The 13,243-nt window shown below is 59.0% G+C and carries 10 protein-coding genes; 5 read left to right on the top strand and 5 right to left on the bottom strand.

Annotation, left to right across the window (positions count from 1 at the left end; all coding sequences use genetic code 11):
* The first annotated feature begins 46 nt into the window (after positions 1-46).
* Positions 47-1,264, top strand: coding sequence for a DoxX family protein (locus tag CAURIC_RS06760; RefSeq protein WP_172644084.1), 1,218 nt, complete (start codon positions 47-49; stop codon positions 1,262-1,264).
* A 162-nt stretch (positions 1,265-1,426) separates the two neighbouring features.
* Here CAURIC_RS06760 and CAURIC_RS06755 read toward each other — a convergent pair whose 3' ends face one another.
* Positions 1,427-2,251 (bottom strand): LysE/ArgO family amino acid transporter, encoded by an 825-nt coding sequence (locus tag CAURIC_RS06755; RefSeq protein WP_035115306.1) that lies wholly within the window; start codon positions 2,249-2,251, stop codon positions 1,427-1,429.
* 121 nt (positions 2,252-2,372) lie between these two features.
* Here CAURIC_RS06755 and CAURIC_RS06750 point away from each other — a divergent pair, with 121 nt between their 5' ends.
* Entirely contained in the window at positions 2,373-3,257 is an 885-nt protein-coding gene (locus CAURIC_RS06750; RefSeq protein ID WP_412766420.1) for an ArgP/LysG family DNA-binding transcriptional regulator, read from the top strand.
* Here CAURIC_RS06750 and CAURIC_RS06745 read toward each other — a convergent pair.
* The 4 genes from CAURIC_RS06745 to CAURIC_RS06730 all read right to left on the bottom strand — a co-directional run bounded on the left by CAURIC_RS06745 (position 3,254) and on the right by CAURIC_RS06730 (position 8,740).
* Complete coding sequence (locus CAURIC_RS06745; RefSeq protein WP_035115307.1) at positions 3,254-4,297, bottom strand: glutathione S-transferase C-terminal domain-containing protein; 1,044 nt, start codon at positions 4,295-4,297, stop codon at positions 3,254-3,256. The two genes, CAURIC_RS06750 and CAURIC_RS06745, sit on opposite strands and share 4 nt — an antisense overlap.
* Before the next feature lie 53 nt (positions 4,298-4,350).
* Positions 4,351-6,198 (bottom strand): dihydroxy-acid dehydratase, encoded by a 1,848-nt coding sequence (ilvD, locus tag CAURIC_RS06740; protein ID WP_035115310.1) that lies wholly within the window; start codon positions 6,196-6,198, stop codon positions 4,351-4,353.
* Positions 6,199-6,200: 2 nt separating this feature from the next.
* Positions 6,201-6,749, bottom strand: coding sequence for a PH domain-containing protein (locus CAURIC_RS06735; RefSeq protein ID WP_156963512.1), 549 nt, complete (start codon positions 6,747-6,749; stop codon positions 6,201-6,203).
* Between the two features lie 80 nt (positions 6,750-6,829).
* Positions 6,830-8,740, bottom strand: coding sequence for a mechanosensitive ion channel domain-containing protein (locus CAURIC_RS06730; RefSeq protein ID WP_035115353.1), 1,911 nt, complete (start codon positions 8,738-8,740; stop codon positions 6,830-6,832).
* Positions 8,741-9,368: 628 nt separating this feature from the next.
* On the opposite strand from CAURIC_RS06730, the gene CAURIC_RS06725 reads away from it, so the two are divergent.
* The 3 genes from CAURIC_RS06725 to ilvC all read left to right on the top strand — a co-directional run bounded on the left by CAURIC_RS06725 (position 9,369) and on the right by ilvC (position 12,977).
* Positions 9,369-11,243, top strand: a complete 1,875-nt coding sequence (locus tag CAURIC_RS06725) for an acetolactate synthase large subunit (RefSeq protein ID WP_035115312.1) — start codon at positions 9,369-9,371, stop codon at positions 11,241-11,243.
* Positions 11,243-11,749: an acetolactate synthase small subunit gene (ilvN, locus tag CAURIC_RS06720; protein WP_035115313.1), complete on the top strand. Its 507-nt coding sequence runs from the start codon at positions 11,243-11,245 to the stop codon at positions 11,747-11,749. Before CAURIC_RS06725 ends, ilvN begins: the two co-directional genes overlap by 1 nt.
* Before the next feature lie 211 nt (positions 11,750-11,960).
* Positions 11,961-12,977: a ketol-acid reductoisomerase gene (ilvC, locus tag CAURIC_RS06715; RefSeq protein WP_290182202.1), complete on the top strand. Its 1,017-nt coding sequence runs from the start codon at positions 11,961-11,963 to the stop codon at positions 12,975-12,977.
* The last annotated feature ends 266 nt before the right edge of the window (positions 12,978-13,243 follow it).

Raw genomic sequence — 13,243 nt, 5'->3', positions numbered from 1 at the left:
GGAAACGTCCCCAATATTGTGCACTTCACGTTCTAAGATGGGCGATGTGACTGATGAGACTAAGCGCAACCGCAACCGAAAGACCGATCCGGGTGTAGCGAAGCCCGCCGGCCGCATGGCAGCGGACGACCTCTTCGCAGATGACACCGCTGATATTGACGTTCCTGTGTACCGCAGGGATCGCAAAGAGGGTGCCGTAGAGGGGGGCGCCGCGCCTAAGTCTCGTCGTGATATCTACGACGTGTTGGGGCGCGCGCGTCCACAGCGGATTACACCACCTACCGTGGAGTCGAAGTCGAGCGATCAGCCCGCGCCGAATGCTCAACCCGAGGGGCGGACGGAGGAGCCTGCGACCCCAGTGTCAGGGGCAGATGAGCAGCCTACGACTGTCATCCCCACGGCGGGCCGTGGCCAAGATAACGGGAGCCGTGGCCAGGATAGTGATAGGCGTGGCCAAGATAACGAGAGCCGTGGCCAAGATAACGGGAACCGTGGCCACAACAGCGCGGGCGAGGGGCCCGCGAAGGCAGTTGGTGTTGGTGCAGGTCCAACTGGTCAGTCTGCAACCACGCAACCCCAGGGTAGCGACGACACGGTGGTGTTCCCAGAAGCCAACGCTAACCCTCACCGGGGTGACGTGCATCCCGCTGAGAGCGCACTGGCGCCAGCTGAGCCGCAGGCAGCAGCGGTGGGTACGGATGCCACCGTTGTGGAAGGGGATCCAGCCACTGACGTGCATGTGCACGACAAGCGGGGCACCACCGGTTTCGGACTCTTCCTATTGCGCCTCGTAGCCGGTGTGTTACTGCTGGTGTACGGACTGCAGACACTGTTTGCGTTCGGAGGAAACCCCGGCCTCAATGCCTTCGAGGGATTGCTGACCCAGTACAAGTACGCTGACCTCCTTGCCGTGGGTCTGTCCATTGGACAAGTGGCTGCGGGTGGCCTGTTGATTCTGGGGCTACTTACACCCGTGGGAGCGGCAGTGGGTGCGATCGTCAGCGCATTCTTGGCGGGGCACTACATGGGTATGTCCGGTGGAAACCTGTGGCCCTATGCCTTAAGCCCACAAACCCAACTGTGGAGTCTGTTGGCGTTGATCTGCTTGGCTTTGATTTTCACGGGTCCGGGGCGGATCTCCGTGGACCGCAACCGGGGTTGGGCTCGCCGCCCGCTGGCCTCCGCCTGGATTTTTGCGATCATCGCCATCGGCGCAGCTGCGGCATTGTGGATCGTCGTCGGCGGTGGGAACCCGGTTCGTTAATGCAGAGGTTGTTACGGCGTTCGCACATGCGCACGCACGCTGCGATTGGTTAAGGAAAAGTCCCCCAGCTTTCGGCTGGGGGACTTCTTCTTTGGTCAGATAATGCGAGAGCAGTGGAATGCGCGCGAACTCGGTGCTGGGGTGCTCGGTTACTGGGGTGAGCTACACGCCCATCGCCAATCGGGCGGCAATGATTACCATCATGATTCCGATGCCCACATTGATTTTCTGCCACACGCTCGGCTTAGCCAGATGTCGAGACATCGCGCGGGCGCCGAAACCGAGCGCCGGGAACCACGTCAGGGTCGCAACTAGCGCACCGATTCCCAACGCCCATGCCAGATCGCCGTACTGGTGCGCCACACCGCCCAGCATCACAAAGCCGTCGACGAATGCCCCAGGATTGAGCCAGCTCATCGCGATGGCGGCGAGTACGGGTTTGCGGATGGATTCGCGGTTGGGAAGCTGGTTTTGAGTGGGAAGCTGGTTTTGAGCCGGGGCATGCTCCATGGAAACCGCAGTAGATGTACGCGTGAGGGTCGCTACCTGCGACGATCCGCCATCCACGGGTGTGTCCGCGCTGCCGAGCGTATCCACTGCTTGAGGGGTGTGTGAGGTTGGGGACAGCGTGGCGTCGGTAAAAGAATCCCCGTTCGGCGCGTCAGCGGCCATGATGCCGCGAGGGGTGCGGGCCTCTTTGAAATTGACGAAGGCGAACCACAGGAGGAAGGCCACGCCCGCCCAGCGCAGCACCTGCAACAGCCAAGGAACCCGGCCGACGATGAAGTCCACACCGGCGATGCCACCAATGACGAGTAGGCAATCCGAAAGCATGCAAACCGCGATGACCGGACCCAAGGCATGGCGGCGCAGGCCTTGTTTGATGATGAGGGCGTTTTGTGGACCAAGGGCCACGATGAGAGAAATCCATAGTAGAAATCCCTGCAGCATGACATGTAAACCTGCCGAGGTGAAGATGTGTCCCATGATCCTTATTAGCTCCTCTCTGTCCGAGACATAGACTAAGATGACGGCATGATGAAGGCAATCTAACGCTTCTTATCCATCATTAGAACCGCTTAATCACCCTGGTAGAGAGGTAAATACTGTGGCAGGCAAACTGGATTCTCGGCAACTCAACACGCTGTTGGCCGTGGTGGACACCGGGAGTTTCGACGCCGCTGCGGCGTCGCTGGGGATTAGTGCATCAGCAGTATCGCAACGCATCAAGACACTAGAAAGTGGGATGGGGCGGATTTTGGTACGCAGGACCTCCCCTGCGACCGCCACGCCGGCGGGGGAGATCCTGGTGCAAACTGCGCGGCGCATGGAGCTTTTGGAGAAGGAAGCTGAATTGCAGCTGGAGGGGCGATTGAATTCGGTTCCCCTGAGCGTGGTGATTAATGCCGATAGTTTGGCCACGTGGTTCCGCCAAGTGCTGATCGATGCCGCAACGTGGCCCGGTGCTGGATTGAATATCAGCATCGAGGACGAGCGCCACTCGTTGCGAATGCTGCGCCGAGGCGATTGCATGGCGGTGGTGACAACGGAATCGGTGGCCATGGCTGGGTGTGAGGTGGACTACCTAGGTCGTCATCGATATCTGCCCGTGTGCCAACCAAGGCTGGCCCGGTGGTTTAGTAGCGGCGACTTTACGTGGCAGACGTTGCCGGTGGCCCGATTTGGGGCCAAGGATCGCATGGAGGCGGCCTTCCTGCGGCAGGAGCTGGGAGACTTCAGCCCCTCACCCGAGCGCCGTGAATTCCACATCCCATCGTACGAGGGCATTCTGGATGCGGTGTTGGCCGGACTGGGGTGGGCTATGGTGCCCGAGTCGACGGTGTGGCCGCTCATAGAAGAAAACCGGCTGGTGCAATTGCATCCAGCCAGTCTAGAAATCCCGTTGTATTGGCAACGGTGGAAGGTGGAATCGGTGATGCTGGACCGGCTCACCGACAGCATTCATGCGGCGGCGGCCAGCAGCTTGGATTAGGCAAACGCTCCCGCTTCGTCACCCTCGGTCTTGTCCTCTTCGCGCACTGGGCCCGGTGCGGTGCCTTCGCCGAATGGGCTGCCACCCAGCGCTTCGCGACCGTGTTCGGTGTAGAAAATTTTTGGATCCGGCCCGATGGGAACAACACCGGTGGGGTTGATGTCCTGGTGAACGAGGAAGTAGTGATCCTTGATCTGGTGGAAGTTGGTGGTATCACCGAACCCTGGTGTCTGGAACAGATCGCGCAGGTAACCCCACAACGCTGGCATCTCGGAGATCTTGTTCCGGTTGCACCGGAAGTGGTTGTGGTACACCATGTCAAAGCGAATGAGGGTGGCGTACAAGAAGATGTCGACCAGCGTGATGTGGTCTCCCATCAGGTATCGACGCCCCGTAAGGCGCTCTTCCAATTTGTCTAGGGTTCCGAAAAGGTTAGCGAAGGCCTCTTCGTACGACTTCTGATTACGGGTGAACCCGCACTTGTACACACCGTTGTTGACGTTGTGGAAGATCTCATCGGCAAGGGCATCAATGTCCTCGCGCATGTCCTCTGGGTAGAGGTCGGGAGCACCCTCGCGGGCGAACTCTCCCCACTGGGTCGCCAAATCGGGGATGATGGTGGGGAAGTCATTGGTGACAACGGCCTTCGACTCGATGTCCACGATGGCGGGCACGGTGATGCCTCGTGGGTAATCGGGGAAGCGGTGCATGTAGGCGTCGCGTAGCTTACCAATGCCAAGCACTGGATCGACCGAGTCTTCGTATAGGTCGAAAGTCCACGACTTCCAATCGTGGGTGGGGCCCGTCAGTCCTTGACTGATGGCATCTTCCAGTCCCATGAGGCGACGGGTGATGACGGCGCGGTGAGCCCAAGGGCAGGCGCGCGCTGCAATCAGTCGGTATTTACCAGGCTCGGCCTTCCACGCTTCACCCTGGCCGGACCGTGTGGTGGAGGAATCGAAGCCGGTGGGGTCAGCGAGGATGCGGTCGTCGATGTAGTTGGTATCTCGTTTGTAGGAATTGCCTTCAACGTAGCTCATACCAACTTAGTGTACTCGTCATCTAAATTCTGTGTGGTGCTGGGGCCTGGGGGTTATTTCACTTCCCGAACCGCACCCTTGTCTGCGCTGGTAGCCATGGCTGCGTAGGCACGCAGTGCCTTGGTCACCTTGCGGGAGCGCGTCGTAGGGGTCCACGGCTTGTCGCTCGCTTCCATCGCCTCACGGCGTTTCGTGATTTCCTCGTCCGGTACGTCCAGTTCCAGGCGGCGCTCATGAACGTCAATCACGATCTTGTCTCCGTCTTGGATCAAACCGATGAGGCCACCATGCGCAGCTTCGGGGGAGATGTGACCTACGGAGATTCCCGAAGAACCACCGGAGAAGCGACCGTCGGTGATCAACGCGCACTTCTTGCCCAGGCCTGCACCCTTGAGGAATGCTGTCGGGTGCAGCATCTCCTGCATACCGGGGCCACCGGAGGGGCCTTCGTAACGAACCACAACAACGTGGCCGGGTTGGACCTTCTTGTCCAAGATCACGCGTACGGCATCCTCTTGACTCTCCACAACCAGGGCGGTGCCCTCGAAGTGCCAGAGGCTTTCGTCCACACCCGCTGCCTTGATCACAGCTCCATCGGGAGCGATGTTTCCGCGCAGGATCGCCAGCCCGCCGTCGGCAGTGTAGGCGTGATCAATATCCCTAATCACACCGCCTTCGGCATCTGTATCCAGGCTAGACCAGCGGTTGGCTTGGGAGAATGCCTCGGTGGTGCGGGTCCCGCCGGGGGCTGCGTGGAACAACTCAATTGCTTCATCACTGGCTTCGCCGCTGCGGATATCCCAGGGCAGCAACCATTCTTTGAGAGACGATGCGTGGACGGTGTGGACGTTCTCGTTCAACTTCCCGCCACGCCACAGCTCGCCCAGAATGGCCGGAATGCCACCACCACGGTGCACGTCTTCCATGTGGTAGTCGGAGTTGGGGGAAACCTTCGACAGGCACGGGACCTTTGTGGACAGCTCATCGATATCGTGCAGATCGAAATCAACCTCGCCCTCTTGGGCTGCAGCCAAGATGTGCAGGACGGTGTTGGTGGACCCACCCATTGCCATGTCCAGTGCCATTGCGTTTTCAAAAGCCTCGCGTGTGGCAATGCTGCGAGGCAGCACGGAATCGTCGCCTTCACCGTAGTAGCGTTTGCACAGGTCCACGATGGTGGTGCCGGCCTGCGTGAACAGAGCGCGACGAGCTTCGTGAGTGGCGAGTGTGGAGCCATTGCCCGGCAATGACAATCCCAAGGCCTCGGTCAGGCAGTTCATCGAGTTCGCGGTAAACATCCCGGAGCACGATCCGCACGTTGGGCAGGCTGCCTGCTCCACGTTGAGCAAGGATTGTGCGGACACTGCATCCGATGCTGAAGCCGAGATGGCGGTGATGAGGTCCGTCGGAGCATGGGCTACACCATCTTCCACCACGGCCTTACCGGCTTCCATCGGACCACCGGAAACGAACACCACTGGGATGTTCAACCGCATCGCGGCGTTCAACATACCGGGGGTGATCTTGTCGCAATTGGAGATACATACCAGCGCATCAGCTGCGTGTCCGTTAACCATGTATTCCACGGCGTCGGAAATAACTTCGCGCGACGGCAAGGAGTACAGCATGCCCGCGTGGCCCATGGCGATACCATCGTCGACGGCGATGGTATTGAATTCGCGGGGCACACCACCAGCCTCGCGGATGGCATCGGCCACAATGTCACCTACGTTTTTTAGGTGCACGTGGCCTGGCACGAACTGAGTGTAAGAGTTGGCGATGGCGATAATGGGCTTGTCGAAATCGCTATCGGTCATTCCCGTGGCGCGCCAGAGCGCACGGGCGCCTGCCGCATTGCGACCCTGGGTGGTGACAGCGGAACGAAAGGGGATTGCGTTCATCGTTATTCTTCTCCGGACTTTGTGTTATTGGATTCGTATTCCGCGCGGCGCTTCGTTTCGTAGTCCGCGTACTCGTCTTGATCCATGAGGACTGCGTATCCGTCCTTGTGTACGACTTGAACCTTTTCCTGCGTCGCACGACGGCCAGCTGTCACCGGGTCTGGAATTCGGCCGTCGGTTGCCTCGCTCAGGGTGGCGAGCGAGTTGAAGCTCACACCAGGCAGCCACATCATGTCGTCATTGTGGCTGGTGGCAAAACCCTTGCCCGCTTTGTTGAAGCGGATGGATTTGAAATTCTCCCATTCCATCTGACCTGACTTTTTCAGGAGGTAGCGCGTGGAAATCCCTTGCGGCCCCACCACGGTGCGGACGCGCAGCACCCACACCATAAGCAGAAGCGGGAGAATCGGTACCCAGAAAAACCACTTAACGTTGTAACCGGTGAACATAAGGCAGATGAGGAACATCACAAACGCTGCCAACACATGCTCACGGCTCGGTCGAAAAACGGTGTTTCGCTCTGGGCTGGGGGATGCTGGGCTTGAGCTCATGGTGCTATCTTAATCAGCTTTTCTTCTTAGTCCGACGCCACCCCGCCCCATCCCATTGAGGTTGCAGCGGGGAAAACTCTCTATCGGGTTGCGTCGGGTGCGTTTTCTGAGGCCCCGTTGGCGCCACCCGCTCCACGGTCAGTGGCGCTATCGGTGCCGGGGTTGTTCCCACTCTGGGGATTGCCGGTTGGGTCAGTTCCCCGCTGCGCCGTCGGTGCGCCGGGGGATTGGTTGGTGGTTGCCGCGCCACCTGGGTTGGGACCTTGGTCCGTATCTGTCGGTGGGTTGGTCTGTGACGTAGGTGCTTGGTTGCCATCGTCGGTGTTCGTGGTGGTTTCTTCCACGGAAGAGGATGGCTGCTCCGACTGGTTGGGGCTGGGTTCTGTTTCGGATGCAGTGGGTTCGCTAGTTTTGGTTACCCGCCATTTGTCGGGGGAGAGGACACCCGCATTGCCACCCTCTGGATTGCTGGAGAATATCGCTAGCAGTCCTACGAAAAGAAGCGCGATCATGAGTGCTGTGGTCGACCAGCGCACGCGGCCACCCAAGCTGAGGATATTCTTAATCCTTGTGTCGTATTCCTGCCGCTGTGGCTCGAATTCCTGTAGATCGTCCTCGCTAAATCTATCTGCGTCGAGGCCCTTGCCTGGCCCGTGGTCGCTCGGCGCGATCGGGGCGGCGGCTTCGGCGTCGTCATCGGTGGGAGACTGGTTCTCTGGGATGAGTTTGGTGCCGGTCTCCCCGTCGGCGCGGGCTGATACGGGCGCGGTCTGGCTTGCGCCAGCATCCGTGCCGTCAGCTGCCCCGGCAGCACCCGCAACACTAGTGGTACGTGTGTTTCCATCTGGGTTTGCGGCGTGTGCAGCGCTTGCGTCGTTCCCTACTGCTGCCGCACCCGCAACACCAGCGGCCGGGAACACAGCTGTGGGGCCAGCATTAGTCGCTGCAGCGGAACCTTCCTCATCCCGCGCATGCGCGGGATGACCGTCAACAGTGCGGCGCGACCATGTGGATGTGGGCGCAGTAACGCCCTCGGTAGAACGATTGGGCGAGGTGAAGGCTTCGGTGGGGGCCGTGTCGGCGTCGGAGCGAGAAGAAGAAGGAGTGCCTGCGACCTGCGGCGGGCGTGATGCGCCAGTGCCGATGGGGGCGCCTGGCAGATCGTAGCGATCCCAGAAAACGTTTAGAAGCGCAGAGCGAATCACGCGTTCAACAGCCCACTGCATGGCGGGGTTGACCTCGGCGTTGATGCGGAAGTTCACCGACCACGGTTGGCCGGCGGCGACAGGGGCGATGATCTCGGTGGCAGGGAGGATTTCGATTTGCCCGCGCACGTCACTGACGATGGACGGGTCCTTGAGTGCCTGGTGAACCGTGGTTTCGACCGTGGAGATTAGGTCATCCATGGCTTCACCGGGGAGCAATGGGATGGCCAAGTTGACCACCGCACGCGACCATTCCTGCGAATAGTTTGTGATGACGCCCGCCGAGCCATTCGGAACCGTAACCAATTCGCCCGAAGGGGTGCGCACCTTGGTGGCGCGCAAGGTCAGCGCCACGACGGTGCCTGAAATGTCGCTGGCTGTGCCGTCGAAAGACACGAAGTCGCCCACACCGAATTGTCGCTCAGAGATAATGAAGAATCCGGCGAGGAAGTCGCCAATGATCTTCTGCGAACCAAAACCGATGGCAGCGGTAAGGACGGTGGCTGGGAGAGCAGCTCCGATTGGTGGCACACCCAAGTTCGTGAGCGCCAACATGATGATGATGAAGAAGCCGATGGCTTGAATGACATAGACCAAGGCACCAATGAGTGCAAGCCGTGTCTTCGTGGCCTCTTCACCCTTACTGAAGCGACGGGCAATGACGCGCACTGCCAAGCGCCCCAGCCTCGGTAACAGGATGGCGCACAGGAGCAACGCGGTGAGGGGGATGCCGTGGTTGACGAACCACTCCCACAACTGAAATAGGAAAAATTTCAAATCCACCATGAGTGCCACGTTACGTGAGTAGTGCGACACTCCAATGCGAAGCATGAGTGTCCCAACTACTTCCCAGCTTGTGTGGCTTGAGTTCCCAGGCGTGTGAGGGTGAGTGGTTGCTGGTTGGGCGGGTGCGGGTTGGGCGCCGTCACCGAGTACGCGTCGTGTGGGCCGGTGCTTGAGTACCCAGCGCACGTGAGGGTGAGTGGTTATTAATGGCTCGCGGGTTGCCACCTGATTCTGAGTACTCGGGCGTATGAGGGTGAGTGGGTGCATAAACCGTGGATTAAATGCAGTTCGCAGGGCGGTTTTGGTGTTCACCTGTTGGGATAGTTGTGCCGTATTTTGGGAAAACTATGGTCAAGGGGGGTGAAAAGTTTGACGGTTTGGTTGTGCTGGTATAAGCTGCTGGCATGACTTCCAAAGAGATTATTCGAGTACTCGTAGCGTAGGGGCGCCCAGCACCCTCGACCTCACGAACTCGAATTAAGGCGCCCCCGACCCGGAGACCACCGGTAACTCGGGGGCGTTTTTCATTGGATGACATGCCCTCAACTGCCCAGTGAACTGTTGTCACTCGTCAGGCGCCGTGGAGCGTACGGAGGCGACAACGCACCCTAAGCAAGGAGCGAGCAACGTGACAGACACATCACGCTCTCAACCAAGTCCAGCCATGTTGGCAAACCGCAGCGCCGGTAAAGCGGCCACGGTGCAGCCAGAGCGAATTAATGGCGCGCAAGCGATTGTGCGTTCGCTAGAGGAACTCGGTACAGACGTCGTATTCGGCCTCCCTGGTGGCGCGGTTCTGCCACTGTATGAGGCCTTGTATGACTCAACTCGGCTGAATCACATTCTGGTGCGACACGAGCAGGGGGCGGGGCACGCTGCCACCGGTTACGCTCAGGTCACTGGTCGAGTGGGTGTATGTATCGCAACATCCGGGCCGGGTGCAACCAACCTGGTGACCCCCATTGCCGATGCCAACATGGACTCGGTTCCGATTGTGGCGATCACCGGCCAGGTGGGCGCGAACCTACTGGGCACCGACGCCTTCCAGGAAGCGGATATTCGGGGTGTGACCATGCCGATCACCAAGCATAACTTCATGGTGACGCGTCCAGAGGATATTCCGGCCGCGATCGCCGAGGCGTTCCACGTAGCCAGCACCGGTCGCCCAGGTGCGGTGCTGGTGGACATTCCCAAGGACGTCCAGAATGCAGAGCTGGATTTCGTCTGGCCCCCAGCGTACGAGCTTCCGGGGTATCGCCCGGTGACCACGCCGCATAGTCGCCAGATTGAAGAAGCCGTGCGTTTAATTAGCCAGGCGTCTAAGCCCGTGCTGTACATCGGCGGCGGTGTGATCAAGGCCGATGCGCATGCGGAGCTCAAGGCTTTTGCGGAAGCGAACAGCATTCCGGTAGTGACCACGTTGATGGCTCTGGGTTCGTTCCCAGATTCGCACCCGCTGCACATGGGAATGCCGGGCATGCACGGCAGCGTACCGGCGGTGGCTGCTTTGCAGCGCTCCGACCTGCTGATTACGATTGGCGCGCGTTTCGATGACCGTGTGACGGGTCACGTGGAAAGCTTCGCACCGAACGCAAAGGTCATTCACGCCGATATTGATCCAGCGGAGATTGGCAAGATCCGGGCCGCCGACGTGCCGATCGTGGGCGATGCGCGTGAGGTACTGGCTGCGCTGCACGATGCAATCGATGCACTGGGCTTACCTAAGCCTCAGACTGACAATTGGTTGCAGTATCTGGGCAATCTGGTTGATGAATTCCCGCGCGGTTATGAAGAGCAGCCAGACGGCAAGCTGGCACCACAGTTTGTTATCGAGACACTGTCTAAGTTGGCGGGCCCCGAGGCCATTTATGCTGCTGGCGTGGGTCAGCACCAAATGTGGGCTGCGCAATTCGTGGATTATGAAAAACCACGCACATGGCTCAACTCCGGTGGACTCGGAACGATGGGTTATTCCGTTCCAGCCGCGATGGGCGCGAAAGCCGGCGCTCCCGATAGGGAAGTGTGGGCCATCGACGGGGATGGTTGCTTCCAAATGACGAACCAGGAATTAGTGACCTGCGCGGTGGAGAACCTACCTATCAAGGTTGCGCTCATTAATAACGGCAACCTGGGTATGGTTCGACAGTGGCAGACCTTGTTCTACGACAAGCGCTATTCACATACGAACCTCAAGCCGAAGGAAAACTACCTGCCAGACTTCCTCATGTTGGCAGAATCCATGGGATGCGCGGCTTTCCGCGTGACAAAGGCTGAGGACGTTGAACCCACGATCCGCAAGGCCCAGGAAATCAACGACCGCCCGGTCGTCATCGACTTCATCGTCGGCGAGGATGCTCAAGTGTGGCCCATGGTTGCGGCGGGTACCTCCAACGAGGAGATCCAGTATGCGCGTGACCTTCGCCCACTGTTTGACGACGAAAACTCCGCTGCTGAAAACCCAGCGGATATCCACGAGGTTACCCAAGAAGGGGAGCAGAACTAATGTCCGAAGTTCATACTCTTTCAGTCCTGTGCGAGGACGTGGAAGGCATTATTTCCCGTATTTCGGGGATGTTCACGCGCCGCGCTTTCAACATCATCTCCATCAGTTCGGGCCGCACGGAGGTAGAAGGTGTTAACCGGATCACCATCGTGGTGGAGGGTGAAGATCACATCATTGAGCAGATTACGAAACAACTCAATAAGCTGATCCCCGTGTTGAAGGTGACGCGCCACGACCCAAAGGCGATCGTCTCTCGTGGTTTGCTGATGGTGAAGGTATCCGCGGATAACTCCAACCGCACCCAGGTCGTGGAGGCGGCGAAACTCTTCCGTGCTCATGTGGTTGATGTTGGTCCTGAATCCCTCATTGTTGAGTGCACGGGTACTCCGTCTAAGCTGCAAGCTCTGCTGGACGTGCTGGAACCATTTGGTATCCGGGAGCTCGTGGAATCCAGCTTGACCGCGATTGGCCGTGGTCCGAAGGCGATGTATCCTGCCAGGCTCTAACGTGGCCGGGCTGACGGCTTAGGTGCTGACTCTCTACATTCGACGGAGCGTAAGTGCCACCACCTCCACTCTGCCTAAAAATTCCACATTGTGAACAAAGTCATCCCATACCGTGGAATGAACTGTGATATAACTAGTTACGTGAATGCGTCACTCACGGTCGTGTGAGATCCGGGGTGAACGCACATTTCGACGAAAGGATCCCTAAATTATGGCTATCGACGTTTTCTACGACTCTGATGCTGACTTGTCCCTGATTCAGAATCGCAAGGTAGCGATCATCGGTTACGGTTCCCAGGGGCACGCACACGCCCAGAACCTCCGCGATTCCGGAGTCGAGGTCGTCATTGGCTTGCGCGAAGGCTCCAAGTCCCGTGCAAAGGCTGAGGAAGCGGGCTTCACTGTAAAGTCCAACGCCGAGGCGGCCGAGTGGGCAGATGTGATTATGCTGCTGGTTCCCGATACTTCCCAGGCCAAGGTCTTCACCGAGGAAATCGAGCCCAACTTGAAGGATGGTGATGCGCTGTTCTTTGGCCACGGCCTGAACATCCACTTTGGCCTGATCAAGCCAGCTGAGAACATCACCATCGGCATGGTTGCTCCTAAGGGGCCAGGCCACTTGGTGCGTCGCCAGTTTGTGGACGGCAAGGGTGTTCCCTGCTTGATCGCTATTGAGCAGGACCCGAAGGGCGAAGGCCGTGACGTAGCATTGGCCTACGCATCTGCAATTGGCGGTGGCCGTGCGGGCGTCATCCCAACGACCTTCGAAGCAGAGACCGTTACCGACCTGTTTGGTGAGCAAGCCGTGCTGTGTGGTGGTACGGAAGAGCTGGTCAAGACTGGTTTTGAGGTGCTGGTCGAGGCTGGATACGAGCCTGAGATGGCTTACTTCGAGTGCTTGCACGAGCTAAAGCTGATTGTGGACCTGATGTTCGAGGGTGGTATCAAGAACATGAATTACTCCGTGTCTGACACGGCGGAGTTCGGTGGCTACCTGTCCGGTCCTCGCGTTATCGATGCGGGCACCAAGGAGCGCATGAAGGATATCCTCAAGGATATCCAGGTCGGCACCTTCACCAAGCGCCTCGTGGCCAACGTTGAGGGCGGCAACAAGGAGCTCGAGGATCTGCGTGCTTCCTACAATGACCACCAGATCGAGAAGACCGGCGAAAAGCTGCGCGATCTGATGAGCTGGGTCAAAGTAGACGCACGCGCAGAAACCGCATAACCACAGGTCAGGGGGTTGGGGGGGATTCCTAGCCCGATATTTGCCCGTGACGTTGGATTAAACCCCTGCGGAATTCGAGACCTCTAAGTGCTCGGAATGCTCCGAGCGCCCGGGGGCCTCCGCGTACTTGGAATGCTCCGAGCGCCCAGGGCCCTCCACATACTCGTAAAGCAGAATGAGATGCGTCCCGCGCGCGGTTTTTCAGTCGTTTCGTTCTGCGAATCCGGCGTGCCCCAGCTCTAACAAGCCGCCCTCGCTGTAGCCTC

Source organism: Corynebacterium auriscanis, from assembly GCF_030408435.1.
In the GTDB taxonomy this organism is placed as follows: Bacteria; Actinomycetota; Actinomycetes; order Mycobacteriales; family Mycobacteriaceae; genus Corynebacterium; species Corynebacterium auriscanis.
Note: the sequence above shows the minus strand (reverse complement) of the source record. Positions and strands in the feature narration are given on the sequence as shown.

Coding starts and splice junctions, on each gene's coding strand:
- ilvD (WP_035115310.1), bottom strand. CDS start 6,198: ATGAACGCAATCCCCTTTCGTTCCGCTGTCACCACCCAGGGTCGCAAT.
- CAURIC_RS06730 (WP_035115353.1), bottom strand. CDS start 8,740: ATGGTGGATTTGAAATTTTTCCTATTTCAGTTGTGGGAGTGGTTCGTC.
- ilvC (WP_290182202.1), top strand. CDS start 11,961: ATGGCTATCGACGTTTTCTACGACTCTGATGCTGACTTGTCCCTGATT.
- ilvN (WP_035115313.1), top strand. CDS start 11,243: ATGTCCGAAGTTCATACTCTTTCAGTCCTGTGCGAGGACGTGGAAGGC.
- CAURIC_RS06755 (WP_035115306.1), bottom strand. CDS start 2,251: ATGGGACACATCTTCACCTCGGCAGGTTTACATGTCATGCTGCAGGGA.
- CAURIC_RS06745 (WP_035115307.1), bottom strand. CDS start 4,297: ATGAGCTACGTTGAAGGCAATTCCTACAAACGAGATACCAACTACATC.
- CAURIC_RS06735 (WP_156963512.1), bottom strand. CDS start 6,749: ATGAGCTCAAGCCCAGCATCCCCCAGCCCAGAGCGAAACACCGTTTTT.